Source organism: Streptomyces sp. NTD107, from assembly GCF_059510435.1.
Map to the genome: position 1 here is coordinate 19,153 of NZ_JCAJZV010000002.1, position 25,552 is coordinate 44,704.

General features: G+C 72.5%; 27 protein-coding genes. 13 read left to right on the forward strand and 14 right to left on the reverse strand.

Annotated features, from left to right (window positions below; translation table 11 throughout):
* The first annotated feature begins 57 nt into the window (after positions 1-57).
* The 5 genes from AC5WRL_RS03800 (at position 58) to AC5WRL_RS03820 (ending at position 5,354) form a co-directional block, all read left to right on the forward strand.
* Complete coding sequence (locus AC5WRL_RS03800; protein ID WP_496086831.1) at positions 58-1,581, forward strand: TldD/PmbA family protein; 1,524 nt, start codon at positions 58-60, stop codon at positions 1,579-1,581.
* Positions 1,578-2,996: a metallopeptidase TldD-related protein gene (locus AC5WRL_RS03805; protein ID WP_496086832.1), complete on the forward strand. Its 1,419-nt coding sequence runs from the start codon at positions 1,578-1,580 to the stop codon at positions 2,994-2,996. Before AC5WRL_RS03800 ends, AC5WRL_RS03805 begins: the two co-directional genes overlap by 4 nt.
* 57 nt (positions 2,997-3,053) lie before the next feature.
* A complete protein-coding gene (tyrS, locus tag AC5WRL_RS03810; RefSeq protein ID WP_496086833.1) occupies positions 3,054-4,481 on the forward strand; it encodes a tyrosine--tRNA ligase in 1,428 nt (475 codons plus the stop codon).
* An 88-nt stretch (positions 4,482-4,569) separates the two neighbouring features.
* Positions 4,570-4,929, forward strand: coding sequence for a DUF3099 domain-containing protein (locus AC5WRL_RS03815; protein WP_496086834.1), 360 nt, complete (start codon positions 4,570-4,572; stop codon positions 4,927-4,929).
* A gap of 182 nt (positions 4,930-5,111) precedes the next feature.
* On the forward strand, positions 5,112-5,354 hold the full coding sequence (locus AC5WRL_RS03820) for a hypothetical protein (protein WP_496086835.1): 243 nt from the start codon (positions 5,112-5,114) through the stop codon (positions 5,352-5,354).
* A gap of 24 nt (positions 5,355-5,378) precedes the next feature.
* Here the strand turns inward: AC5WRL_RS03820 and moaA are convergent, their stop codons facing one another.
* Complete coding sequence (moaA, locus tag AC5WRL_RS03825) at positions 5,379-6,368, reverse strand: GTP 3',8-cyclase MoaA (RefSeq protein WP_496086836.1); 990 nt, start codon at positions 6,366-6,368, stop codon at positions 5,379-5,381.
* A 91-nt stretch (positions 6,369-6,459) separates the two neighbouring features.
* Between moaA and AC5WRL_RS03830 the strand changes: the two genes are divergently transcribed.
* Complete coding sequence (locus AC5WRL_RS03830; protein WP_496086837.1) at positions 6,460-7,488, forward strand: DEDDh family exonuclease; 1,029 nt, start codon at positions 6,460-6,462, stop codon at positions 7,486-7,488.
* A gap of 25 nt (positions 7,489-7,513) precedes the next feature.
* Positions 7,514-8,344: an SURF1 family cytochrome oxidase biogenesis protein gene (locus AC5WRL_RS03835; protein ID WP_496086838.1), complete on the forward strand. Its 831-nt coding sequence runs from the start codon at positions 7,514-7,516 to the stop codon at positions 8,342-8,344.
* Positions 8,345-8,356: 12 nt separating this feature from the next.
* On the opposite strand, the gene amaP is transcribed toward AC5WRL_RS03835, so the two are convergent.
* The 11 genes from amaP to AC5WRL_RS03890 form a co-directional block, all read right to left on the reverse strand.
* On the reverse strand, positions 8,357-8,953 hold the full coding sequence (gene amaP, locus AC5WRL_RS03840; protein ID WP_496086839.1) for an alkaline shock response membrane anchor protein AmaP: 597 nt from the start codon (positions 8,951-8,953) through the stop codon (positions 8,357-8,359).
* 10 nt (positions 8,954-8,963) lie between these two features.
* Complete coding sequence (locus tag AC5WRL_RS03845) at positions 8,964-9,557, reverse strand: DUF6286 domain-containing protein (protein WP_496087505.1); 594 nt, start codon at positions 9,555-9,557, stop codon at positions 8,964-8,966.
* Between the two features lie 86 nt (positions 9,558-9,643).
* A complete protein-coding gene (locus AC5WRL_RS03850) occupies positions 9,644-9,991 on the reverse strand; it encodes an Asp23/Gls24 family envelope stress response protein (protein WP_496086840.1) in 348 nt (115 codons plus the stop codon).
* Between the two features lie 6 nt (positions 9,992-9,997).
* Complete coding sequence (locus tag AC5WRL_RS03855) at positions 9,998-10,195, reverse strand: hypothetical protein (RefSeq protein WP_496086841.1); 198 nt, start codon at positions 10,193-10,195, stop codon at positions 9,998-10,000.
* Positions 10,196-10,241: 46 nt separating this feature from the next.
* Positions 10,242-10,709, reverse strand: a complete 468-nt coding sequence (locus tag AC5WRL_RS03860; RefSeq protein WP_496087506.1) for an Asp23/Gls24 family envelope stress response protein — start codon at positions 10,707-10,709, stop codon at positions 10,242-10,244.
* A 112-nt stretch (positions 10,710-10,821) separates the two neighbouring features.
* Entirely contained in the window at positions 10,822-11,388 is a 567-nt protein-coding gene (locus AC5WRL_RS03865; protein WP_496086842.1) for a hypothetical protein, read from the reverse strand.
* Between the two features lie 300 nt (positions 11,389-11,688).
* On the reverse strand, positions 11,689-12,474 hold the full coding sequence (locus AC5WRL_RS03870) for an enoyl-CoA hydratase/isomerase family protein (RefSeq protein ID WP_496086843.1): 786 nt from the start codon (positions 12,472-12,474) through the stop codon (positions 11,689-11,691).
* A 34-nt stretch (positions 12,475-12,508) separates the two neighbouring features.
* Complete coding sequence (locus AC5WRL_RS03875) at positions 12,509-12,730, reverse strand: helix-turn-helix domain-containing protein (RefSeq protein ID WP_496086844.1); 222 nt, start codon at positions 12,728-12,730, stop codon at positions 12,509-12,511.
* Positions 12,731-13,093: 363 nt separating this feature from the next.
* Complete coding sequence (locus tag AC5WRL_RS03880) at positions 13,094-14,692, reverse strand: ABC-F family ATP-binding cassette domain-containing protein (RefSeq protein WP_496086845.1); 1,599 nt, start codon at positions 14,690-14,692, stop codon at positions 13,094-13,096.
* A 240-nt stretch (positions 14,693-14,932) separates the two neighbouring features.
* A complete protein-coding gene (locus AC5WRL_RS03885) occupies positions 14,933-16,345 on the reverse strand; it encodes a hypothetical protein (protein WP_496086846.1) in 1,413 nt (470 codons plus the stop codon).
* A gap of 53 nt (positions 16,346-16,398) precedes the next feature.
* Positions 16,399-17,538 carry an alpha/beta hydrolase gene (locus AC5WRL_RS03890; protein WP_496086847.1) on the reverse strand — a complete coding sequence of 380 codons (1,140 nt, stop codon included), beginning with the start codon at positions 17,536-17,538 and terminating at the stop codon, positions 16,399-16,401.
* 216 nt (positions 17,539-17,754) lie between these two features.
* Between AC5WRL_RS03890 and AC5WRL_RS03895 the strand changes: the two genes are divergently transcribed.
* Both AC5WRL_RS03895 and AC5WRL_RS03900 read left to right on the forward strand, forming a co-directional pair.
* Complete coding sequence (locus AC5WRL_RS03895) at positions 17,755-19,008, forward strand: inorganic phosphate transporter (RefSeq protein ID WP_496086848.1); 1,254 nt, start codon at positions 17,755-17,757, stop codon at positions 19,006-19,008.
* A 13-nt stretch (positions 19,009-19,021) separates the two neighbouring features.
* Positions 19,022-19,252 carry a hypothetical protein gene (locus tag AC5WRL_RS03900; protein ID WP_496086849.1) on the forward strand — a complete coding sequence of 77 codons (231 nt, stop codon included), beginning with the start codon at positions 19,022-19,024 and terminating at the stop codon, positions 19,250-19,252.
* An 88-nt stretch (positions 19,253-19,340) separates the two neighbouring features.
* Here AC5WRL_RS03900 and AC5WRL_RS03905 read toward each other — a convergent pair whose 3' ends face one another.
* Both AC5WRL_RS03905 and AC5WRL_RS03910 read right to left on the reverse strand, forming a co-directional pair.
* Positions 19,341-20,351 carry an SCO1860 family LAETG-anchored protein gene (locus tag AC5WRL_RS03905; protein ID WP_496086850.1) on the reverse strand — a complete coding sequence of 337 codons (1,011 nt, stop codon included), beginning with the start codon at positions 20,349-20,351 and terminating at the stop codon, positions 19,341-19,343.
* 239 nt (positions 20,352-20,590) lie between these two features.
* On the reverse strand, positions 20,591-21,712 hold the full coding sequence (locus AC5WRL_RS03910; RefSeq protein WP_496086851.1) for an amidohydrolase family protein: 1,122 nt from the start codon (positions 21,710-21,712) through the stop codon (positions 20,591-20,593).
* Between the two features lie 227 nt (positions 21,713-21,939).
* On the opposite strand from AC5WRL_RS03910, the gene AC5WRL_RS03915 reads away from it, so the two are divergent.
* The 4 genes from AC5WRL_RS03915 to ectB all read left to right on the forward strand — a co-directional run bounded on the left by AC5WRL_RS03915 (position 21,940) and on the right by ectB (position 25,499).
* On the forward strand, positions 21,940-22,524 hold the full coding sequence (locus AC5WRL_RS03915; protein ID WP_496086852.1) for a SigE family RNA polymerase sigma factor: 585 nt from the start codon (positions 21,940-21,942) through the stop codon (positions 22,522-22,524).
* Positions 22,524-23,255 carry a hypothetical protein gene (locus AC5WRL_RS03920; protein ID WP_496086853.1) on the forward strand — a complete coding sequence of 244 codons (732 nt, stop codon included), beginning with the start codon at positions 22,524-22,526 and terminating at the stop codon, positions 23,253-23,255. Before AC5WRL_RS03915 ends, AC5WRL_RS03920 begins: the two co-directional genes overlap by 1 nt.
* A gap of 351 nt (positions 23,256-23,606) precedes the next feature.
* Positions 23,607-24,167 (forward strand): diaminobutyrate acetyltransferase, encoded by a 561-nt coding sequence (gene ectA, locus AC5WRL_RS03925; RefSeq protein WP_496086854.1) that lies wholly within the window; start codon positions 23,607-23,609, stop codon positions 24,165-24,167.
* 63 nt (positions 24,168-24,230) lie between these two features.
* Positions 24,231-25,499: a diaminobutyrate--2-oxoglutarate transaminase gene (gene ectB, locus AC5WRL_RS03930; protein ID WP_496086855.1), complete on the forward strand. Its 1,269-nt coding sequence runs from the start codon at positions 24,231-24,233 to the stop codon at positions 25,497-25,499.
* Positions 25,500-25,552: the final 53 nt, after the last annotated feature.

Here is a 25,552-nt window from a genome sequence, read left to right on the forward strand (position 1 = left end):
GGGGCCCGGGGCGTGCCATGCCCCGGATCACGAAGATGGCCATGGACAGGAGAGACTGTGCCCCCATCCATCGATGAGAGCTTCCTCGCGCTTCCGCTGCGTCAGCTCGCCGATGCCGCCCTCGCCCGGGCGAAGGCGCTGGGCGCCGAGCACGCCGACTTCCGTTTCGAGCGGGTGCGCAGCGCCAACTGGCGGCTGCGCAACGCCCGGCCGGCCGGCTCCTCGGACGTCACCGACACCGGCTACGCGGTCCGGGTGGTGCACGGCGGCAGCTGGGGTTTCGCGGCCGGCGTCGATCTGACGATGGACGCCGCCGCGCGGGTCGCCGGGCAGGCGGTGGCGATGGCGAAGCTGTCCGCGAAGATCAGTGCGGCGTCCGGCTCCACGGCGCGGGTGGAGCTGGCGCCCGAGCCCTCGTACGGCGAGCAGACCTGGGTCTCCTCCTACGAGATCAACCCCTTCGACATCCCGGACGCGGAGAAGACCGCGCAGTTCGCCCAGTGGAGCGAGCGGCTGCTGGCGGCGCCCGGGATCAGCTATGTCGACACCCGGCTGTGGGCGGTTCAGGAGAACAAGTTCTACGCCGACACCGCCGGCACCGTCACCACCCAGCAGCGGGTGCGGATCAACCCCGAGCTGACCGCGACCGCCGTGGACTCGGCGAGCGGTCGGTTCGACACCATGAACACCCTGGCGCCGCCCGCCGGGCGCGGCTGGGAGTATCTGACCGGCACCGGCTACGACTGGGACGCCGATCTGGAGCAGTTGCCGTCGCTGCTGGCGGAGAAGCTGGTCGCACCGTCGGTCGAGGCGGGCGCGTACGACCTGGTGGTGGACCCGTCGAATCTGTGGCTCACCATCCATGAGTCGATCGGGCACGCCACCGAGCTGGACCGGGCGCTGGGCTACGAGGCGGCGTACGCGGGGACCTCGTTCGCCACCTTCGACCAGCTGGGGAAGCTCAAGTACGGCTCTCCGCTGATGAATGTGACCGGTGACCGTACCGTCGAGCACGGTCTGGCGACCACCGGCTTCGACGACGAGGGGGTGCGCACCCAGTCCTGGGACGTGGTCAAGGACGGCACCCTGGTCGGGTATCAGATGGACCGGCGCACCGCGCGGCTCCAGGGTTTCGAGCGGTCCAACGGCTGTGCTTTCGCGGACTCCTCCTCCCATGTGCCGCTCCAGCGGATGGCGAATGTGTCGCTCCAGCCGGATCCGGCGGGGCCCGACACGGCCGGGCTGATCGCCGGGGTGGAGCGCGGCATCTACGCGGTGGGCCGCAACTCGTGGTCGATCGACATGCAGCGCTACAACTTCCAGTTCACGGCGCAGCGGTTCTTCAAGATCGAGAACGGGCGGCTGGCCGGGCAGCTGCGGGATGTGGCGTACCAGGCGACGACCACGGACTTCTGGGGCTCGATGGAGGCGGTCGGCGGGCCCGGGACCTATGTGCTGGGCGGGACCTTCATGTGCGGAAAGGCGCAGCCGGGGCAGGCGGCGGCGGTCTCGCACGGCTGCCCGTCCGCGCTGTTCCGTGGCGTCAACATTCTCAACACCACTGCGGAGGCGGGCCGATGAGCGGGAACGGTAGGAGCGGCGGGCCGCACGAGGTCGTGGAGCGGGCGCTTGAGCTGTCGCGGGCCGACGGTCTGGTGGTGATCGCGCAGGAGAATTCCAGCGCCAATCTGCGCTGGGCGGGCAACTCGCTGACCACCAACGGGGTCACCAGGGGCCGGACGCTGACGGTCATCGCCACGGTGGACGGTGCGCGGGGCACGGCGGCCGGGGTGGTGTCGCAGGGGGCGGTGACCGACGCCGATCTGGAGCCGCTGGTGCGGGCGGCCGAGGAGGCGGCGCGGCAGGCGGCGCCGGCCGAGGACGCCCGTCCGCTGCTGACCGGCGACGGGCCGGGGTCCGGGGCCGGTTTCGCCGCGGATCCGGTGGTCACCTCACCCGATGTCTTCGCGGGGTTCGCGCCCGCGCTCGGGGAGAGCTTCGCGCGTTCGCGGGCGGCCGGCCGGGAGCTGTTCGGGTTCGCGAGCCACGCCGTCACCTCGACCTATCTGGGCACCTCGGGCGGGCTGCGACTGCGGCACGACCAGCCGGTGGGCCATGTGGAGATCAACGCGAAGTCCCCGGACCGTACCCGTTCCGCCTATGTGACGGTGCCCACCGCCGACTTCTCGGATGTCGACGTGGCGGCGCTGGAGACCGATCTGGCGCGCCGGCTGCGTTGGGCGGAGCGGCGGATCGAGCTGCCGGCCGGACGGTACGAGACGCTGCTGCCGCCGTCCTCGGTGGCGGATCTGCTGATCTATCTGTACTGGACGGGCGACGCGCGCAAGGCACACGACGGGCGCACGGTGTTCAGCCGGGCGGGCGGCGGCACCCGGGTGGGCGAGAAGCTGTCCTCGCTGCCGGTCGAGCTGTACAGCGACCCGGCCGCGGCCGGGGTCGAGGCGGCGCCGTTCCTGATCGCGCATGCCTCGGGCGGCGATCTGGCGCCCGAGGTGTCGGTGTTCGACAACGGGCTGCCGCTGGGGCGTACCGACTGGGTACGGGACGGGGTGCTGCGGCAGTTGCCGACCACCCGGCACTCGGCGGAGGTGACCGGGCTGCCGGTGGCGCCGCTGACCGGCAATCTGCTGCTGGACGCCGGGGGTACCCGTTCGCTGGAGGAGCTGGTGGCGGACACCGAGCGGGGGCTGCTGATCACCTCGCTGTGGTACATCCGGGAGGTCGATCCGGCCACTCTGCTGCTGACCGGGCTGACCCGGGACGGGGTGTATCTGGTGGAGAACGGGGAGGTGGCGGGGGTGGTGAACAACTTCCGCTTCAACGAGTCCCCGGTCGACGTCCTGAGCCGGGCGAGCGAGGCGGGGCGTACCGAGGTGACCAGGTCGCGGGAGTGGGGCGAGTACTTCCCGCGTACCGCGATGCCCGCGCTGCGGGTGCCGGGCTTCAATATGAGCTCGGTGGCTCCGGGGGTGTGACCGTAGACTCTGCCTGATCTTTTCTTTCCTTCCGACCGTCGACCTTCGGGACTGAACGTGACACGCCTCGGCGACTCCGTGCAGCGCGCATCCGCGCTGCTCGCGCAGGACCTCTCCTCCGACACCACCGTGCGGCAGCTGCTGGAGGAGACGGGATCGCGGCGTTATCTGGATCTGACGGATCTGCCGGCGAGGGAACAGGCGGAGCTGATCGCGGCCCGCGCGGTCGAGGTGCTGCCGTCGGTGGACAAGCTGACGGCGGACATCGAGGCGGCGCGGGCCGAGGGGCGCGGGCTGCGGGTGAAGCTCGGCATCGACCCGACGGCGGCCGATGTGCACCTGGGGCACGCGGTGCCGGTGATCGTGCTCAGCCGCTTCCAGCGGATGGGCCACCAGGTGACGTTGATCATCGGGGACATCACGGCGAAGATCGGTGACCCGTCGGGGCGTTCGGCGGAGCGCCCGCCGTTGTCCGACGCGGACATCGCGGCGAATCTGGCCGGCTACCGGGGTCAGGTGAAGCCGTTCTTCGACTTCGAGCGGGTGGCGTTCCGGCACAACAGCGAGTGGCTGGCGGGGATCACGCTGCCGAAGCTGATCGGGGTGCTGGCGCAGGTGTCGGCGTCCTCGCTGCTCCAGCGCGAGGACTTCCGTACCCGGCTTGAGGGTGGCCATGGGCTGACCATGTCGGAGCTGATCTACCCGGTGGCGATGGCGATCGACTCGGCCGAGATCGACGCGGACATCGAGCTGGGCGGCGTGGATCAGCTGCTGAACATGCAGATGGGCCGCCGGGTGATGGAGATCTACGGGCTGACGCCGCAGCTGGTGGTGACCATGCCGCTGGTGGAGGGCACCGATGGCACCGGCGCGAAGATGTCGAAGTCCAAGGGCAACTACGTGGGGCTCTCGGCGCCGGCGGACGAGGTGTTCGGCAAGATCATGTCGGTGCCCGACCGGCTGATGGAGCCCTATCTGCGGGCGTGGACGGAGTGGACCGATCCGGAGATCGCCGGGGCGCTGGCCCGGGTGGCGGACGGTTCGCTGCACCCCATGGACCTGAAGAAGGTGCTGGCCGGGGAGATGGTGGCCGCGCTGTACGGGGTGGCGGCGGCGATGACGGCGCGGGCCGGTTTCACCGCGCAGTTCTCGAAGAAGAGCTTCACCGAGGTGGCGGCGCTGCCCGAGGTGGATCTCGGCGAGCACGGTGCGGAGCGGATCGATGTGGTGCTGACGAAGGTGCTGGAGTTCACGGCGTCGTCGTCGGCGGCGCGGCGGCTGGCGAAGCAGAACGCGCTGCGGCTGGTGGTGGAGTACGGCGGCGGCGAGCAGCGTACCGAGGTGCTCGGTGAGGCGGCGGTGACCCGGGGGCTGGCGGAGGTGGCCGATGAGGTGACCGCCGGGGCGCCGGATGCCGCCGGTGAGCGGCCGGCCGGGGTGTATCTGAAGGCCGGGCGTAAGCTCGCATTGCTGGTGCGCCGCTGACTTGGGCCGGCTCTCTCGGATCTTCGTGGATCAGGCCGGGTCGTCAGGTGCGGTGCATCGCAAGGCGCCGGAGTGAGGAGCGTGTGGCATGGCGCGGTGGCGGCGGAATGGGGCGGGCGGGTCGTCCGTGTACCGGATCACCGGTGCCCGGCGTGGGCTGACGGAGGATGTGCGGGGCCGGCAGCGACGTTATGTCATTTCCATGTTGATCCGTACGGCTGCGGTGCTTCTCACATTCGCGCTGTGGGACGTGAGCCGGCCGCTTGCGGTCGCAACGCTGGTGGTGGGCGCGGTGATGCCGTACATCGCGGTGGTGATCGCCAATGCCGGCCGGGAAAACTCCCCGGCGATGCCGTCCACCTTTGTCACCGGTGCTTCGCAGACCGCGCTGCCGCCGCCGCCCGAGACCGCACCGGATTCCAACAGGCGTCATACGCAAGCGAGTTGACGTATCCGATTGCGAAGCTCAAGAAAAGCTCAAAGGAATTTGGGTTGTTCGGCTGCACACCAGCGTGCATTGCATGTCATACTTCAAGAGCGCTCCGTATCCCCCGTCGGAGCGACGGACCGACGCCGGGCGGCTCCCCCCGTGGCTGCCCGGCGTCGCCATGTCCGCAGTAAGGGTGTTGGATGGATTCCGTGTCCGACGACTCCACTGCCGAAGATCCACTGATCTGTTCCGCCAAGGGCTGCCGTGCGCCCGCCGCCTGGGTGCTGGCCTGGAACAACCCCAAGCTGCACACCCCCGAGCGCCGCAAGACCTGGCTGGCGTGCGAGGAACACCGCGAACATCTCTCGCAGTTCCTGAGCGTGCGCGGGTTCTTGAAGGATGTGGTGCCGCTGGCCGACTGGCGGGCGGCCGAAGAGCGCTGAGGGCCGCCGACGGTGGTGGGGGGGTCAGCCGCCGATGGCGGACATGGGGCGCTGCGGCTGGAGGAACGCCGGGTCATCGAGCCCGGAGCCGGCCTTCTTGCCCCACATCGCGGTGCGCCAGCGCGCGGCCAGCTCCGTGTCGTCGGCCCCGGCCCGCAGCGCGCCGCGCAGATCGGACTCCTCGCGGGCGAACAGACAGGTACGCACCTGGCCGTCCGCCGTCAGCCGGGTGCGGTCGCAGGTGCGGCAGAACGGACGGGTGACGGAGGCGATCACCCCGACCCGGTGCGGGCCGCCGTCCACCGTCCAGCGCTCGGCGGGGGCGGCGCCACGGGCCGTCGCGTCCTCGGGGGTGAGGGTGAAGCGGGTGGCGAGGGAGCGCAGGATGTCCTCGGCGGTGATCATGGTGTCGCGCTGCCAGCCGTGCTGCGGATCGAGCGGCATCTGTTCGATGAAGCGCAGTTCGTAGTCGTGGGCGACGGCCCAGGCCAGCAGGTCGGGGGCCTCGGTGTCGTTGACGCCGGGCATGAGTACGGCGTTGACCTTCACCGGGTCGAGTCCGGCGGCCCGGGCGGCGGCAAGACCGCGCAGGACATCGGCGTGCCGGTCGCGGCGGGTGAGGGTGCGGAAGGTGTCCGGATCAAGGGTGTCCAGGGACACATTGACCCGGTCCAGGCCCGCCGCGCGCAGCGCCCCGGCGACCCGCTCCAGGCCGATGCCGTTGCTGGTCAACGAGAGCCGGGGGCGCGGCGTGAGGGCGGCGCAGCGCTCCACTATGGACACCAGGCCGGGGCGCAGCAGCGGCTCGCCGCCGGTGAACCGGACCTCGGTGACGCCGAGTTCGCGCACCGCGACGGTCACCAGACGGACGATCTCGTCATCGGTCAGCAGCTCCGGCTTGGGCAGCCAGCGCAGGCCCTCCGCGGGCATGCAGTACGTACAGCGCAGGTTGCAGCGGTCGGTCAGCGAGACCCGCAGATCGGTGGCGACGCGGCCGTAGGTGTCCGACAACATGTCTGGCAGCGTACGTCACCCCTGTGACAGGGGCGCCAACTCCCGGTGCGGGTGAGGGCGCTGTCGGTGGCGGCCCGTATCCTCAGGAACCATGCTCGAAGACCACCAGGCAACCACAGTTGAGGTTCCCGCACAGCAGGTGGCGGGCGGGCCCTGGCCCTCCGGCTATCCCGGCGGGTACGCGGTGGTGGATGTGGAGACCACCGGGCTCGCACCGGATGACCGGATCGTATCGGCGGCGGTCTACCGACTGACCGCCAGGGGGGAGGTGGAGGACCACTGGTACACGCCGGTCAACCCGGAGCGTGACCCGGGTCCGACCTGGATTCACGGGCTGACCAGCGACATGCTGGCCGATGCCCCGCTGTTCGGGCAGATCGCCGAGGAGTTCGGGCGGCGGCTGGCGGGCCGGGTGCTGGTCGCGCACAACGCCGTCTTCGACTGGAAGATGATCGCCCGCGAGTACGCCCGGGCGGACCGGGCGGCGCCGGTGGAGCAACGGCTGTGCACCATCCAGCTGTCCAAGGCGCTGGGGCTGCCGCTGGCGAACCACCGGCTGGAGACACTGGCCGCCTACTTCGGGGTGGAGCAGCGCCGGGCGCACCACGCGCTGGACGACGCCCGGGTGCTGGCGGAGGCGTTCCTGCCGAGCCTGCAACGGGCGGCCCGGCTGCGGCTGCCGCTGCCCCTGCTGACGTGCCTGCCGGTCACCGACTGGCCGCAGACCTCATCGCCGGCGGGCGCGGGGCGGAGCCAGGGCAGCCGGGCGGGTGGCGGCGGGGCTGGCTGGCAGCCGGGCTGGCGGGCGAGCAAGCGGCGCCCGCCGTGCCCGTACCCCAACCCGGGCCGTTACGAGCCGGGCGGGCGGCTGGTGCAGGGGATGCGGGTGGCGTTCTCCGGGGACACCTCGGTGGACCGGGAGCTGCTGGAGGACCAGGCGTTCGAGGCGGGGCTGCACATCGCCGGCAGCGTGTCCCGGCTGACCAGCCTGCTGGTGACCAACGACCCGCAGGCACCCACCAGCAAGGTGGCGAAGGCCAGGGCGTTCGGCACCCCGGTGCTGGACGAGGCGGCGTTCACGCATCTGCTGCGGGAGGTGGCCCCGGCGCCGGAGGTCTGACCCCGTTCGGGTAACGTCGTCAGCCGTGTACCGCTTTCTGCTGACGCGGCAGTGGGTGACCCTCACGCTGGTCGCACTCGCACTGATCCCGGCCCTGGTGTGGCTGGGGTTCTGGCAGCTGCACCGGCACGAGCAGCGGGTCGCCCGTAATGACCTGATCTCACAGAGCCTGGCGGCGCCGGTGGTGCCGATGGCCGAACTGTCCTCGGTGGGCACCGGCCCGGATCCGGCCGACCGCTTCCGGCCGGTGACCGCCACCGGCGTGTACGACGCCGGCCACGAGGTGCTGACGCGCTCCAGAACGGGGCCGAACGACGAGGTCGGCTATCTGGTGCTGACCCCGCTGCGCCAGGCCGACGGCACGGCGGTGCTGGTCAACCGTGGGTGGGTCCCGGCGGGCGGTGATGTGACGGTGGCCCCCGAGGTGCCGGCCCCGCCGGCCGGCGAGGTCACGGTGACCGGGCGGCTGATGGTGGACGAGACCACGTCGAACACCGGTATCAAGGAACGTCCCGGGCTGCCGGACCGCATGGTGATGCTGATCAACAGCGAGCAGCGCGCCGAGGACCTGGGCGCACCCATGCTGGGCGGCTACCTCGACCTGACGGACAGCGCCCCGGCCGACGAGGCGGAAGGCGCCCCACTCCCCCGCGACGAACCCGACCACACGGGCATCGGCTCACACTTCGCGTACGCCATCCAATGGTGGATCTTCGCGGCGGGCGTCCCGGCGGGCTGGATCATCCTGCTGCGCCGCGAGGTCCTGGACATCAAGGCGGCGGCCAGGAAGAAGGCCACACCCCCCGCCGGCTCCCCCGCCCCACCGAGGCAACCCGCGCCGGCCACGCAGGGCTGAGGCCCGCTTCGGTCAGCTGACGCGCTCCGGGGGGTGTTTGGTGGTGCGGAGGCGGACTTCGGCGGGGAGGGAGTCCAGGCCGGCCGACCGGTGGGCGTGGGTCAGGGCCTCGGATTCCAGGCGTCTGACCACCGCGGCCGGTTCTGCCTGGGGGGAGAGCAGCAGGCCCACCCGGGCCTCGGGGGCGGTACGGTGGCCGGTCAGGGTGACCGTCGCGCGGTCGATGCCGGGAAGGGACTCCGCCTCGGCCGTCACCACCTCCTCCATCGCCTGGCCGCGCAGCAGCGCGCCCACCCCGTCGCCGCTGTCCACCAGGATCTCGGCCAGACGCCGGCGGCGGAACTGGGCCAGCAGCCACCACAGGGCGAGCAGCACCAGCACGGACAGCGCGCCGAGGACCACCGGCCACCACCAGCCCTCGTCGTGCCAGCGGGTCCGGCCGGGCGCGCCCAGCAGGACATGGTCGGGGCCGCGCCAGGTGTAGCCGGCGGGCAGGGTGATGCCCCAGTGCCGGGGAAGGTCCAGGGCTCCGAGCAGGACGGCCCCGCCGCCCAGCAGGAGCAGCAGGCCGGTCAGGGCGAGCAGCACCCGGTTGGTGATCCGCAGCATGGTCGGCGCCTCATCCCTTCGGCCGGCGGACCTGGACGGTCAGCGCCGGTTGTCTGGCCAGGCCGAGCCCGGCGATGCCGTCCTCCAGGACCTCGTCGAGATCGGCCCGGACCTCGTGCAGATCCCTGAAGTGCGCCTGCGCCCACACCCGGACCCGCCGCCGGCCGACCCGCACCCGGACCGTACGCACCCCGGGCACCTGAAGGCCCCGGTCGCGCAGCACCACCGCCGCCGCGCGGCGCTCTATGCCGGCGCGCAGCAGCGGGCTGTCCCGGCGCATCGGCAGCAGGCCGCGCAGTCCGGGGGTCAGCGCGAGCACGATCAGCAGCACCCCGATCAGGACGGCGGTCGCCGCACCGGTGATCACCCAGGGGTCGTCCAGTGGCCGGGTGGCCAGTTCGTCGGCGAGCCGGCGGCGCCAGACCCCGACCGGGCGGTCGGCACGGACCGAGGCGACGTCGTAGAGCAGCAGCGCCGACGTCGCGAGCAGCGCCAGGGCCACGATCGCGGCCGGGCCGCGGCGTACCGACCAGAAGCGGCCGGCCGGGCGCTCGGCCGGCGGCCCGCCGGGCTCGTAGCGCGCCGCCGACGAGGCCACCGCCATGCCCGGGATCTCCGAGGTGTCCGCGGTCTCCGGGGTGTCCGGGGTGTCCGGCTCCTTGGCCAGCGAGACCGGCCGCGTTTCCTCGCTCACCGCACCCTCCCGGGGCCGGCGATCTCCGATGCGGCCGAGTGCAGCCGTTCGACGTCCACGGCCACGTCCGTGGCGTCCAGGTCGGCCAACTCCTTGATCCGGGTGACGATCCGCCGGCGGACCGCGCCGCACTGGGCGCCGATGTCGGAGGGGTAGGCCAGCTCCACGGCGACCCTGATCCGGGCCGGCCCGTGGCCGGCCCGCAACACCGCCGTGGCGGACGGCCGGGCACCCGGGCCGGCCGGCGGCAGGGCCTCGCGGGCGGCCTGGGCGGCGAGCTTGGCCACCACGCGCTCGGTGATCCGGGTCGCCCCGCGCTCAGCGGCGGGCACCACCGATGTCATCGGCCCTCACCTCCGCCGGTCCCGCTCACCGCGGTCCCTGACCCGGAAGAAGTCCCCGGGCTCCAGGTCGCCGTCGGCGAACCGGCCGGCCACGAAGCCGATCGCGCCCAACGCCGCGACCAGCAAGAAGGCCCCGAACCCGCCGAAATATCCGGCGAATCCCAGCGCCATGCCGGCCAGCATGCCGACCACCGCCATACTCATGCGTCCGCTCCTTCGCCCTCGCCGCCCCGGTGCCGCTGGTGCTGCCCTACTGCAAGGCCGGGCGGGAGTCCTCGTCATCTTCCTCGCTGTCGGGCAACTTCACATCCACCACGGCGATGTTGACCTCGACGACTTCGAGTCCGGTCATCCGCTCGACGGCGGCGATCACATTCTCCCGGACGGTGCGGGCCACATCGGCGATGGAGACCCCGTACTCGACGACGATCTCCAGATCGAGCGCCGTCTGCACCTCCCCCACCTCGGCCTTGACGCCCCGGGTGGCGGACTTGCCGCTGCCCGGCACCCGGTCGCGGACCGCGCCGAAGGTACGGGCGAGGCCGCTGCCCATCGCGTGCACGCCGACCACGTCCCGGGCCGCCATCCCGGCGATCTTGGCGACCACACCGTCGGCGATGGTGGTACGCCCCCGGGTGGCGGGGTCTGCGGTGCCCCGGCGCCCGGCGAGAGCCTTGCCGGGCAGTTCGGTGGTCGTCCCGATCTCGGTTTCGGTCACAGTTTCGGACACGGAACCTCACCCCACTTCTTCATCCACGTCATCCGAACGGTGGTCGGTTCACCGCTCCCCGGCCACCCTACGCGTGCCCGCTGACACCGGGCCCCACGCATCACGCACGCTGGAACCCGGCGAAGGGATGCGGACGATGAGCGGCGAGCGGCCGGCGGCCGGGGCGTTGCGCCGGGCGGTGGCGGCGACCGTACCCGCCGTCCGGATCGAGGAGTTGCGCCTCGCGGTCCCCGAGCCGGACCCGCCGCCCGCCGTGGTGCCGGCGCAGTGCGCTGCCGCCCGGTCCGCTGACCATGACGGCCACTGTGGCCGCACCGGCGGACCGGCCGCTGCCCGAGTACGCCAACGCGCCGCGGCTCGCCCTGGCGCAGGCGGCCAGGGACCGGCTGGGGCTCGCGGTGGCCACCATCGATCCGCGGGTGTCCGCGCTGTTGACGGAAGGAGAGGATCGGGCGGACAGGGCGGACGGGACGGGGCCGCTTCCGCCACCGGTGGAGCCCGGGCCGCAGAACCGGGCGGGCGGGGGCGCGGTGGCCGGCGCGGTACGGGCGGTGCCCGGGGTGTCCGCGCTTGCGCACCGCATCGAGATCACCGACAGCGCGGACCCGCCGTGCCGGCTGATCCGGCTCACCCTGGCGGTGGACGACAGCCGCCGGACGCTGGACATCGTCCGCGCCGCCCGGCAGGCCGCCACCACGGCGCTCGAACCCGCGCCGGGCCCGGTACGGATCTCCGCCGTCGTGACGGCCGTCGTCCCGGTGGGTCAGGTCGTCTCTTTCGCATCTTCGTGGATCAGGCCGCGTTGCCGGCTGCGGTGCGCCGCAAGGCGCCGGGATGCCCTCGGGGTGGTGTCCTTCGGGCAGGCCGGCAACGCGGCCAGGCTCCCCCGGCCTTCGGCCGGGAGGCGCCCCCGGCAGCCGGCGGCGCGGCCCCGCGAAGATGCGAAAGAGACGGCCTGGGCCACCGGTTATTCGCCGAGGCCGCTCAGGTCGCGCAGCCGGCGGGTCTGGGCGGCGCGTTCGGCTTCGCGCTGGGCCTCGGGGGTGTGGGTGGCGGCCGTGGTCAGCAGCGCCTTGGTCTCGGTGACCGCCGCACGCGGGGCGGCGAGCAGCGCGGTGGTCAGGTCCTCGGTGGCGTCGGCCAGTTCGGCGGCCGGGACCACCAGATTGGCCAGGCCGGTGCGTTCGGCCTCCTCGGCGTGGATGGTGCGGCCGGTGGCGCACACCTCCAGGGCGCGGGGGTAGCCGAGCAGATCGACCAGCGGCTGGGTGCCGCCGAGGTCGGGCACCAGGCCCAGGGTGGTCTCGGGCATGGCGAAGGCCACGTCGTCCGCGCAGATCCGCAGATCGCAGGCGAGCGCGAGCTGGAAGCCCGCGCCGATGGCGTGCCCCTGTACGGCGGCGACGCTGATCAGATCGGTGCGGCGCCACCAGGTGAACGCTTCCTGGTACTCGGCGATGACCGCGTCGATCTCCCCGTCCGGGCGGCGGGCCAGGGCGGGGAAGGACACTTCGCCGTCGATGCCCTCCGGGGTGAACGCCCGCCGGTCGAGTCCCGCGGAGAAGGAGACTCCTTCGGCGCGCAGCACCACGACCCGTACGGCGCCGTCCAGGCGCCGCCCGGCCTCGGCCAGCGCGCGCCACAGAGCGGGGGTCTGGGCGTTGCGCTTGGCCGGGTTGGTGAGGGTGACGGTCGCCAGGGCACCGTCGGCGTCGACGGTGACCCGTACACCGTCCTTCTCCAGCAGCGTCATCGGGTCAGATTATCCGCCCCCGGTGGCGGTGTGATCAGGTCGCCGGGGTCTTTTTTCCTCTGGTGGCGCCGCCGCGGCCACGCAGGGTGACATCGGCTTCGCTCAGCATGCGGTGCACGAATCCGTAGGACCGGCCGGTCTCCTCGGCCAGGGCCCGGATGCTCGCGCCGGATTCATATTTACGCTTCAGGTCCGCCGCGAGCTTCTCGCGTGCGGCGCCGGTTACCCGGCTGCCCTTCTTCAGAGTCTCGGCCACCCGTGCCTCCTCGTGGGAAGTGCGCTGTTGGACTCTCCGAACTGTCTCTCATGATCACCCCTATCCCGCTTCCTGGCCACCCATTCGACGAGGTCCGTACGACAAGCGGACAACGCTTTCCCGGCGCGTCGCGTCCGCACGGCGGCGGGCCGTGGCGTCGCCCGCTGGGCCGCCGCGCCGGTGGGCGATCCGTATCCGCTGGTCAGCGGGGTGCCACGGCGGGCCGACCGATATGAGGAGGGCGGTCGTACGACCGGCGCACTGACACGCCGCGGTACGAGCCGCCCTCACTCATATGAAGGATCAAGACTGGGCCGAATGATCCATCCCGGATGATCACATCCGGCGGATCGGGCCTTCATGTCAGGCGAGTGCCACCAGGTCCAGGTAGTCCTTGCCCCACAGGTCCTCCACGCCGTCGGGCAGCAGGATGATCCGCTCCGGCTGGAGCGCCTGCACGGCGCCCTCGTCGTGGGTGACCAGCACCACCGCGCCGGTGAAGGTGCGCAGCGCGCCCAGGATCTCCTCGCGGCTGGCCGGGTCGAGGTTGTTGGTGGGCTCGTCGAGCAGCAGCACATTGGCGGAGGAGACCACCAGGGTGGCCAGCGCCAGCCGGGTCTTCTCGCCGCCGGAGAGCACCCCGGCGGGCTTGTCCACGTCGTCGCCGGAGAACAGGAAGGAGCCGAGCGTCTTGCGGATGGCGACCAGGTCCATGTCGGGGGCGGCCGAGCGCATGTTCTCCAGCACGGTGCGCTCGGGGTCCAGCGTCTCGTGCTCCTGGGCGTAGTAGCCGAGCTTGAGGCCGTGCCCCGGGGTGACCTCGCCGGTGTCGGGCTGCTCCACGCCGCCCAGCAGCCGCAGCAGAGTGGTCTTGCCGGCGCCGTTGAGGCCCAGGATCACCACCCGGGAGCCCCGGTCGATGGCGAGCGAGACATCGGTGAAGATCTCCAGCGAGCCGTACGACTTGGACAGCCCCTCGGCCATCAGCGGCGTCTTGCCGCAGGGCGCGGGGTCGGGGAAGCGCAGCTTGGCGACCTTGTCCTGCTTGCGCTCCGCCTCCAGGCCGGACAGCAGCCGCTCGGCGCGGCGGGCCATGTTCTGGGCGGCGACGGTCTTGGTGGCCTTGGCGCGCATCTTGTCGGCCTGGGCGTTGAGCGTGGCCGCCTTCTTCTCGGCGTTGGCGCGCTCGCGCTTGCGGCGCTTCTCGTCGGCCTCGCGCTGGGCCAGGTACTGCTTCCAGCCCATGTTGTAGATGTCGATCTGGGAGCGGGTGGCGTCGAGGTAGAAGACCTTGTTGACGACGGTCTCCACCAGGTCGATGTCGTGGGAGATGACCACGAGCCCGCCCCGGTAGGTCTTGAGGAAGTCGCGCAGCCACACGATGGAGTCGGCGTCCAGGTGGTTGGTCGGCTCGTCGAGCAGCAGGGTGTCGGCGTCGGAGAAGAGGATGCGGGCCAGTTCGACGCGGCGCCGCTGGCCGCCGGACAGGGTGTGCAGGGGCTGGCCGAGCACCCGGTCGGGCAGGCCGAGGCTGGCGGCGATGGTGGCGGCCTCGGCCTCGGCGGCGTAGCCGCCCTTGGTGAGGAACTCGGTCTCCAGCCGCTCGTACTTCTTCATCGCGCGTTCGCGGGTGGCGCCCTTGCCGGTGGACATCCGCTGCTCGTTCTCGCGCATGCCGCGCAGCACGGTGTCCAGGCCGCGCGCGGACAGCACCCGGTCGCGGGCGAGGACGTCGAGGTCGCCGGTGCGCGGGTCCTGGGGCAGATAGCCGGTCTCGCCGCCGCGGGTGATGGTGCCGGCGGCCGGGATGCCCTCGCCGGCCAGGCATTTGGTCAAGGTGGTCTTGCCGGCGCCGTTGCGTCCCACCAGGCCGATCCGGTCGCCCTTGGCGATGCGGAAGGAGGCGGACTCGATCAGGACACGGGCGCCGGCGCGCAGCTCGACACCGGTTGCGGTAATCACGGAAACACTCCAGGTGAGGACGTACGGGCGGCGTTCGCGAGCGACGCGTCCCGGGCTGCCGGGCGGTCACCGCGCCGACGGCCCGCGCCTTGCCCGGGAGGCGGGGAAGCGAGCCATCAAGAAGGTGCTTCGCGGGTGCGGGTACGTCCGCTAAGCAACGAGGAGCGAGATGTCCATAGGGGGTAGTTTACCGGCGGCCCGCAAGCCGTTTTCGCGCCGTGCCCGTTCCCGTACCGGTCCTCAGACGCCCCCGTTGTGGACCTGGAAGGCGGCCCGGCGCACCCGTTTGGCGGTGGCCGGGTCGGGGTGGGCGGCGGCCAGCGCGAGCAGGACCTGCACGGTGTGCGGGTGGCCGCAGCCACGGATCTCGGTGAGCAGCTCGGGGATGGAGGGCTGCACGGCGGAGTCGAGGTGGTCGAGCAGCAGCTGGCCCGAGCCGTGTTCGTGGGCGGCCGAGGCGGTGTCCACCCACAGCCAGGTGGCCTCCTGCCGGGTGAGGACGGTCAGCGGGGCCTCCTCGGGGTCGGCATCGGCACCCTCGCCCTCGTGCTCGGCGAGCCACAGCAGCGCGTATGGGCGCAGGCCCGGCTCACCGGCGGCGGCCCGTACGGCGGTGCGGGCGGGAGCGCCGACCGCGCGCAGGGCGTCGAAGGCCAGGCCGCGGATGAGGGCGTCCTCGCCCCGGGCGGCCTCCAGCAGTTCCTCGACGGCGGGGCCGGTGGGGCGGGCGGCCAGCCAGGCGCGGTACTCGGCGCGGGCCGGGCCGGGGGTGAGCCCGGCGCAGCCGCGCAGCATGCCCACCGCGTTCTGCTCGATGTTGCCGGCCGGGCTCTGGGCGGCGATGCAGATCTGCTCCAGCTTGGTCCACATCGCCCAGCCGCCGAGCGGGGTGAGCCGGGCCCGGGCGGGGGTGTCGCCGTAGCGGGCGTGCAGGGTGAGGGCGCCGACGGCGGCGAGCGCGTCCAGGGCCCAGCCGAGCAGCCGGACGAGTTCGGGGTCGGGGGTTATCGAGGCGGGGGACGCCCCGGTCGGTGCGGCGCCCGGGCGGCCCTCGCGCAGTTCGGTGACGCGCTGCCGCAGCAGGTCGAGGAGTTCCACGGCGGTGACGGGGCCGTCGGACAGCTGCATGAAGGCGAGCAGCTGCGGTACGGCGGTGATGATCTCGGCGACCAGGGTGGTGTCCGCGTCGCCGGGGGCGGGGCGGGCCAGCGACCAGGCGTCGAAGAGGGCGACCCAGCCGCGCAGCACGGCGGTGTCGTCGCTGTCCCAGGCGCGCAGCCGCCACCCGCCCCGTACCTCTCCGGCGGCGCCGCCGGGCGTGGGCTCGCCCACTTCGACGAGTCCGGCGAGGCGGGCGCCGCCCCACAGTTCGCGCAGCTGGGCGGGGCTGAGCCGGAGCGCCGGGGCGGCGCGGTCGGCGGCGGTGTCGGGGGCGGAGCCGGTGAGCTGGGCCCAGCGGGCCACCCGGACGGCGTCGGCCAGCTGGGCGCGGGCCTGCCGGGCGAGTTCGGCGCGCGGCGGGATGCCGCGGGGCGGGGTGGGGGTGCGTCGTGCGGCGGGGCGGGTTCGGGTTCGCCGGCCCGCGGCGGCGGGCTGGGCGGGCACTTCGGGGACCAGGTGCAACCGGGGCTCGCGCGGAGTTCGGGACGTCACCCGAGCAGTTTCTCCGGTGAGGGCTCGAAAGCCCAAACGGCGGTCGTCCGCGCTCACATGAGGGGGGTGACAAAGCGCCGCAGGACGTCCTCGTAGTCGGCCGGGTCGGCGTTCCACATGGCGGCGTGCTCGGCCTGCCGGACGGTGTGCAGGACGACCGACTCGGGGTGCCGGGCGGCCAGCTCCCGGGAGGCGTCCCAGGGGGCGATGGTGTCGCCGGGGCCGTGCAGGATCAGGACGGGCAGCGGATGGCCGTGCGGGCCGGTGGCCGATGTCGGCGGGTCGGTGTCGTGCGGTACGAGGCCGCCCTGGGCCCCGGCGAGGGCCAGCGGCAGCAGGGGGGCGGGGACGCCGCGCCGGGCGGCGAGCGCTCGGCGGGTGGCGGCGCGGTCCAGGACGGGTGAGTCGAGGACGAGTCCGGCGATGTGCGGGGCGAGCGGGGAGTGGGCGGCGGTGAACAGGGCCATGGTGGCGCCGGTGGACCAGCCGTGCAGGATCACCCGGCGGGCTCCCAGGTGCAGGGCGTGGCGTACGGCGGCGTCCGCGTCGTGCCACTCGGCCGCGCCGAGCCGGTTGACGCCGTCGCGGATGCCGGGGGCGCCGGGGTCGCCCCGGTAGTCGGGGACGAGCACCGGGAACTGGTCCTGGTGCCAGCGGGGCAGCAGGTTGAGGGCCTGTTCGCGGGTGGCGCCGAGGCCGCCGTGCAGGGCGATGATCCAGGTGTCGCGGTCGCCGGGCACGAACCAGGCGGGGAGCGGTCCGAGTTCGCCGGGGACGGTGAGGTCGGAGTACGGGATGCCCAGCGCGGTGCCGGGGTCGCCCCGGTAGAGCTGCGGGGTGAGGGTGACGTGGGTGCCGGGGGTGAGCGGTGGGCCCTGGTCGCCCGGGCCGGCGATCAGCCGGCGGACCACGGTGCGGTCGCCGGCCGGGACGTCGAGGAGTTCACCGACGACGGCGCGGGCCGGCGGGTCGCCCCGCCCGGCCACCAGGGCGAAGGTGCCCGGGCGCAGCGTCTCCAGGGTGCGGGTGAGGGTGATGCGGCCCGCGGCGGTGGCGTGCACCGTCAGCGGGGCCCCGGTGAAGCCGACCGGGGTGGCGGCTCGTCTGCCGGTGCGTACCGCCGCCACGGCTGCCGCGGCGGTGGCGCCCAGCAGGGCTGTGGCGGTCATCGCCGCCGTAGTGCGCCGACCCATGCGTCCAGCATGCAAGCGAATGCGGCGGGCGGCCACTCGGGGCGGCGCGGGTGCGGTGCGGGTGCGGTGCGGGGCGCCGCGTTCACCTGGGCATTCACCTTTCCGGCAAGGCTTCTTGGGACATAGCACCCGGCGGCTGCCAGCAGTTCACTTTCCGTTCATCTGTTTCTTTTACGTTCACCGCGGCCTTGCCCCGTCGAGCTGATTGTCCGGTGGATGGAACACATCACGCTGTTGATCGCGATCGTGATCGTCACGGCTTTGGCATTTGACTTCACCAATGGCTTCCATGACACGGCCAACGCCATGGCCACCACCATCTCCACCGGGGCGATGAAGCCCAAGGCGGCGGTGGCCATGTCGGCCGTACTCAATCTGGTCGGCGCCTTTTTGTCGGTCGAGGTGGCGCGGACCATCTCGGGCGGGATCATCGACGAGTCGGCGGGCATCAAGCCCGAGGTGATCTTCGCCGGGCTGGTGGGCGCCATCATCTGGAATCTGCTGACCTGGCTGGCGGGGCTGCCCTCCAGCTCCTCGCACGCGCTGTTCGGCGGTCTGATCGGGGCGACCATCGCCTCGGTGGGCGTGGACGCGATCCACGGTGACGCCGTGGTGATGAAGGTGATCGTGCCGGCGCTGGTGGCGCCGCTGGTGGCCGGATTCGCGGCGATGTGGGCGACCCGGCTCACCTACCGGGTGGCGCGCAACGCCGACGAGCGGGCCACCTCCAAGGGGTACCGGGCGGGCCAGATCGGCTCGGCCGCGCTGGTCTCGCTGGCCCACGGCACCAATGACGCGCAGAAGACCATGGGCGTGATGACCCTGGCGCTGATCGCGGGCGGGGTGCTGGCCCCGGACTCGGATCCGCCGCTGTGGGTGATCGCCTCGGCCGGGATCGCGATCGCGCTGGGGACGTACCTGGGCGGCTGGCGGATCATCCGCACGCTGGGCAAGGGCATCACCGACATCCAGCCGCCGCAGGGCTTCGCGGCCCAGACCAGTGCGGCGACCACCATCCTTGCCTCGTCGCACATGGGCTTCGCGCTCTCCACCACCCAGGTGTGTTCGGGTGCGGTGATGGGCTGCGGGCTCGGCCGCAAGGGCGGGGTGGTGCACTGGTCGACGGCGCGCCGGATGGTGGTGGCGTGGGGTCTGACGCTGCCGTCGGCCGGCATCATCGGCGCGCTGGGCGCGCTGCTGGCCGAGCAGGGCACGTGGGGGGTGGGCGCGGTGCTGGCGCTGCTGATCGCGGTGAGCGGCGCCATCTTCGTACGGTCGCGGCGCGATCCGGTGGACCACTCGAACGTGAACGACACGGTGAACGACGGCGAGCCGTCCCAGCCGGCCGATCGTGCGCCCGAGCCGGCTCCGGAGCCGCCGCTCCAGGTGACGATCCCGCGCGCGGCGTCGGCCGCCACCCGGGCCGGGGACGAGCCGGCCGTGCCCGAGCAGCCCACCACGACGGTCTGAGGTAGGAAGAGCCATGAACATCGAATGGTCCGTACTGGGCGAGGTCGCCCTGGTGTCCGTGCTGATGACCGTCTCGCTGGTCGGCCTGTTCACGGTCGGCATCGTGACCGGGGCGGGCCAGGGTGGCGCGGCGACCGCCGGGCGGCCCCGGCTGGGCGTGGCGCTCAGCAAGGCGGGCGGCTACGTGTGCTTCGCGCTGTGCGCGGCGGCGGTCGGCTACGGCATTTATCTGATCGCCTTCTGACGTCTTCCCGGGGGTGCCCCGGCCCGGCCCGCGCCAGCCGTGCCGGGCCGGGGCACCCCGTCATGGAGCGAGGGCGATCGGAACGGAATCAGCCCTCGGTGGTCCTGCGGCTCGCTGCCGCCGCCAGGGCGCGGCGCCTGGCCACCAGGAGGATGCCGCCGCCGCCCAGCAGGGCGATGGCGCTGCCCGCCAGGTAGGGGGTGCGGGGGTCACTGCCGGTGGCGGCCAGGTCGGGGGTGCGCTGGTCGACCTCGCTCTGCTCGCCGGTCTGGGTGCTGGGGCCCTGCGGCTCCGGCTTCTCCTCCTCGGCCGGCTTCTCGGGCTTCTCCGGCTCCGGCTCTTCCTCCTCGCCGCCGGGCTCCTCGGTGCCGTCCGGGGTGGTGCAGCTGACCTCGGCCAGCGTGATGCGGCCCTCGACCTCGGCGACGTTGAGCTTGAGCGGGTTGACGGAGATCTGGAGGTCGAGGGCGCTGGCGGCGGCCGTGTCGGTGGTGGTCTCGGTCTTGGACAGATCCAGCTGTACGGAGCCGACCCCGGGCACGTCCACCCTGGTGGTGCCGCCGGTGGTGAGGGTGAGCTGCTTGCCCAGCACCGTGACGCTCGCGCCGAGGTTGGCCTCGGCGACCGGGGCGGCGCCGGTGGCGCACACGGCGCGGGCGGTGATCGCCTCCAGTTCGACCACGGACAGCAGTGGCAGCCCGGGGACGTGGATCCTGGCCTCGGCGAGCGTGACCTCGGCCTCGGTGCCGTCGGCACCCGCGGTGGCGGAGGCGGAGGCGACATCGGCGCGCAGCACCTCGAAGGGGCGGCCCCCGTCGACGCCGTCGAGGGCGGCGCTGAGCGCGGTCTTGTCGGCGGTGCCCTCGGTCTCGGGGGCGGTCACCTCGTTGAGCTTGAGCTCCAGCGGGAGGTGGACGGTGCGGTTGAGGAGGCCGACGTCCAGGCTGGTGCGGAGCACCGTGGCGCGGGCCGAGCCGCGGCCGTCGCGCTCCTCGCCGGTGCTGTCCCCGCCGGTCGTCGCGTAGGCGGGGCCGGCGGCCCCGAGCAGCGCGGCGGTGGCCAGCAGGACGGCTGACCGGCGGAAGGCAGAGTTGTACACGTGTGGAACCCCCACAGAAAAGTTGGCGCCGCCGCCGCGTGCCGATGGGGGACATCACACGCGTTGGCGACTGGGACTCCGCCATCCTTGATGTTCAAACATGGAAACGTCAGCAGTCTTCGGGCACTTCACCCGAACGGGGCAAACTCGCTAGAGCGTGCGAATCCAGGGACACTCCCGTTCGCCCACGTCCCCACGTTCACCCCGTCCCACCCGCACGCCCCCCGCCGCGCGCCCCGTCACGCCACCACCCGCCCGCGCAGCACCACCCGGCGCGGCCGGGCCAGCACCGACAGATCGGCCCGCGGATCCGCCCCGTACACCACCAGATCGGCCGGGGCGCCCTCTGTCGGACCCGGACGACCCAGCCACTCCCGCGCCCGCCAGGAGGCCGCGCCCAGCGCCTCGTGCACCGGGAGCCCGGCGGCCCGCAGTTCGGCGACCTCCTGGGCGATCAGCCCGTGCCCCAGCGATCCCCCGGCGTCGGTCCCGGCGAAGATCGCGATCCCCGCGTCGTACGCCGCCCGCACCGTGTCGTAGCGGCGCGCGTGCAGCCGTCGCAGATGGTCGGCCCAGCGCGGGAACTTCCCCTCCCCGCCGCCCGCGAGCCGCGGGAACGTCGCGATGTTGACCAGCGTCGGTACGATCGCCACCCCGCGCGCCGCGAACAGCGGGATGGTCTCCTCGGTCAGTCCGGTGGCGTGCTCCACGCAGTCGATGCCCGCCTCCACCAGATCGCGCAGCGAGTCCTCGGCGAAGCAGTGCGCGGTGACCCTGGCGCCCTCCTCGTGGGCCGCCGCGATCGCCTCCCGCAGCGCCCCGGCCGGCCAGCACGGGGCCAGATCGCCGGCGCCCCGGTCGATCCAGTCGCCCACCAGCTTCACCCAGCCGTCCCCGCGCCGGGCCTGCTCCCGTACGGATCGGGCCAGTTCCACCGGCTCGATCTCCTCGGCGACGTGACGGAGGTAGCGCTTGGTGCGGGCGATGTGCCGGCCCGCCCTGATCAGCTCGGGCAGGTCGGCGCGGTCGTCGATCCACCGGGTGTCGGCGGGCGAGCCGGCGTCGCGCAGCAGCAGCGCGCCCGCGTCACGGTCCGTCAGCGCCTGCCGCTCGCTGGTGGCCCGGTCCACCGCGCCGTGCGCGTCGAGACCGACATGGCAGTGCGCGTCCACCAGTCCGGGCAGCACCCAGCCGGTCACGGTGGTCAGCTCCCTCACGTGCCGGGGCCGTTCATAGGTGATCCGGCCATCGATGACCCACAGTTCGTCGCGGACCTCCCAGTCGGCCCGGCCCCCGTCCACCGCGCCGGGGCCCAGCAGGATCCGTCCCTTGATGTGCATCGCCGATGTGTCGTCAATCATGCTCGGCAGCCTACAAATTGCCTGCTAGTCTCCAGGGTCGCCGGGGGTCTGGACGTACGTACGAACTGTGAGCGTCGGCCGGGAGGCCGCCCGGGTGCGGATGCGCGCGAGACCCGGACCTTCGCCTCGCGGTCGAAGAAGCGAACAGAGAACGGAGCACGACCTGCCGAACGTTCGATTGAAACGTTTGACAGGAGAACCGGGTCCGCAACACCAAGGAGGCCGGCGTGGCCGAAACCGGCGATGAGTTCAGCGCTGAGTTCGACGTGTTCTTCGAACAGCACCACGCCGAACTCGCCAGACTCGCCCATCTGCTGCTCGGCGGACTCGACAGCGCGGAGAGCGCCGACGACCTGGCCGCCGACGCGCTGGTGGCCATCTGGCACCGCTGGGAGCGGGTCCGGGCCGCCGACCGCCCCATCGCGTACGCCCGGGGCGTGGTGGCCAATATGGCGCGCTCCCGGATCCGCAGCAGAACCCGCGAACGGCGCCGGATCGCGCTCTTCTGGTCGCAGCACAGCGCGTACACCAACGGCCCCGACGTGCCGGCGGTGCTCGATGTCCGGGCGGCGCTGGGCCGGTTGCCGTACCGCAAGCGCGCGTGTGTGGTGCTGCGGCACGCCTTCGATCTGTCCGAACGCGAGACCGCCCGCGCGCTGGGCATCTCGGTCGGTACGGTGAAGAGCCAGACCTCGCGCGGCATCGCCGAGCTGGAGCGGCTGCTGACCCCGGGCGCGGCGGGCGGCGGCGCGGGCGGCACCGGTCCGTCCCTGCGGGTGCTGCGCACCGGCCCGGTGGAACGGAGCAGTTGATGGCGGAGCGCACGGGGGAACCCGGGGCGGGCGAGGTGGCCGGGGCGCTGCGCGCGGCGGCGCGGGAGCACCGGCCCGACCGGGAGCGGATGCGGGCCCGGGTGCGGGCCGGCATCGCGGGAGGCACCGGGGCAGGGGCAGGGGCCGGGGCGGGATCCGGCGGGAGCGGCCGGAGGCGTACGGGGGCGCCGTGGGCTCCCCGGTTGCCGTGGCCGGCCGGGCTGCCCCGCTGGGCGCGGGCGGCGGGCGCGGCTGCGGCGCTGGTGATGACGGCGGGCGTGGTCGCGCTCGTGGTGGGCCGGCCGGGCCCGGCCGGCGCACCGGATCCCGCGCCGCCGGCGGCGGTGACGGTGGGGCCGCTGAGTGCGCGGGGCGAGGTGGACCCGGGCAGCCACACGTACTGGTCGCAGAGCAATGTGACGGTCCGGGCGGATCAGCCGCTGACCGCGTTCTCGCTGGAGCTGCGGGTGACGGGCGGGGACGGGGTGCGCTCGACGGGGGCCTGGCGGACGCTGCCCAGCGGTGACTTCGAGCTGACCGTGAGCCAGGAGGGCGCGGAGCTGGTCTACCGCTGGGAGCTGCGGCCGGGGGCCGAGGTGCCGGCCGGGGAGCATGTGTTCGCCGCGCAGTACGACCATCCGGCGGACGGACGGGAACCTGAGCGCGACCGTTACCTCGTCCGGGCGACCGGCGCGGGGGGCCCGGTGTCCGCCGAGGGCGGTTTCCAGTGAATGCGGGACATTAATTCGGCGCCTTTTCAACCAAATCCGGGACTGCTCTTTCCGGGTGAATTTTTGGCCGACATATCAAGGCGCTCCTGCCCGGTTTTTCGCCCCTTAAACGGGCGCATTGCAGTGGATGTAATCAAGCGCACAGCCGGCGCGACAGATCACTACGTCGTTACGTATCCGTTACAAACCATGTTCAGAGGCCCGATTTGTCATGGTAACTAACCGATATATCCGGGCAATCAACTGAGCAGTCGAGTGACACATCCGCCGGAGCCATAACATATCGGCCGCCGCCCGGGTAACCCCCTCTCGCGATGCGATTTCGATCCATGCTCGGTAAATTCGATGGGCATGACCCCCGCACAAGCAGACCATGCACGTGCCGACCGAGAATTCCTGGAAATAGCCGACGGACTGCGACTGGAGAGCCCGCGTCTTGAGGACGGAGCCGCTTTGTGGCGCATCGCCCGCGACTCCCGGGCCCTCGACCTGAACTCCTCCTACAGCTACCTTCTGTGGTGCCGCGACTACGCGGGCACCTCGATCGTGGCGAGGGACCGCACCGGCGACCCGGTCGGGTTCATCACCGGCTACACCCGCCCCGAGGCCCCGCGCACCCTGCTGATCTGGCAGGTGGCCGTCGACGCGGCACAGCGCGGCAAGGGCCTCGCCGCGGCGATGCTGGACGGCCTGGTCCTGCGCACCGGCCGCGAGTGGGGGGTGGACATGGTGGAGACCACCGTCACACCGGACAACACCGCCTCCAACCGGCTGTTCGCCTCCTTCGCGCAGCGCCACGGCGCGGCGATCGAGCGCGAGGTCCTGTTCGACTCCGGGGCCTTCCCGGAGAGCGGGCACCAGCCCGAGGTGCTCTACCGGATCGGCCCCGTCCCGGCGCCCGGCGGGCCCTGAGCCGGCCCGCGCTCCACCGACCTGCTCACCCCACTCGCGTACCGCATCCCCAGGGAGAACGCCGTGACCATCACCCAGCCCGATCTCAGCGTCTTCGAGGCCGTGGAGTCCGAAGTCCGCAGCTACTGCCGGGGCTGGCCCGCCATCTTCGACCGGGCCCACGGCAGCTATCTGTACGACGAGGACGGCCGCACCTACCTCGACTTCTTCGCCGGGGCGGGCTCGCTGAACTACGGCCACAACAACCCCGTCCTCAAGCGCGCCCTGATCGACTACCTGGAGCGCGACGGCATCACCCACGGCCTGGACATGTCCACCACCGCCAAGCGGGCGTTCCTCGAAACCTTCCGCGATGTGGTGCTGCGCCCCCGCGAGCTGGACTACAAGGTGATGTTCCCCGGCCCCACCGGCACCAACGCGGTGGAGGCCGCCCTCAAGCTGGCCCGCAAGGTGAAGGGCCGCGAGTCGATCGTCTCCTTCACCAACGCCTTCCACGGCATGTCGCTGGGCTCGCTCGCCGTCACCGGCAACGCGTTCAAACGGGCCGGGGCCGGCATCCCGCTGGTGCACGGGACCCCGATGCCGTTCGACGACTACCTCAACGGCCAGACCCCGGACTTCATCTGGTTCGAGCGGCTGCTTGAGGACTCCGGATCGGGCCTCAACCAGCCCGCCGCCGTGATCGTGGAGACCGTCCAGGGCGAGGGCGGCATCAATGTGGCCCGCCCCCAGTGGCTGCGGGCGCTCGCCGATCTGTGCCGCCGCCACGACATGCTGCTGATCGTCGACGACATCCAGATGGGGTGCGGCCGTACCGGACCGTTCTTCTCCTTCGAGGAGGCGGGCATCGTCCCCGACATCGTCACCGTGTCCAAGTCGATCGGCGGGTACGGGCTGCCGCTGGCGCTGACCCTGTTCCGCCCGGAGCTGGACATCTGGGAGCCGGGCGAGCACAACGGCACCTTCCGCGGCAACAACCCCGCCTTCGTCACCGCCGCCGCCGCGCTCAACACCTACTGGACCGACGGCCAGATGGAGAAGCAGACCCTGGCGCGCGGGGAGCGGGTGGAGCGGGTGCTGCGCGGCATCGTCGCCGAGCACACCCACGCCCTTCCCCGGTACCGGGGAAGGGGCCTGGTGTGGGGTCTTGAGTTCCAGGACCCGGCCCGCGCCGGCCGGGTGTGCAAGCGCGCCTTCGAACTGGGGCTGCTGCTGGAGACCTCGGGGCCGCAGAGCGAGGTCGTCAAGTTCCTGCCCGCGCTGACCATCACCCCGGAGGAACTGGACGAAGGGCTGCGCATCGTCACCCGCGCCATCCGCGACACCGACTGACCACCGCGGACCACGACCGCCAACCACCCGGAAGCCATCCGAAGGGAAGTCGA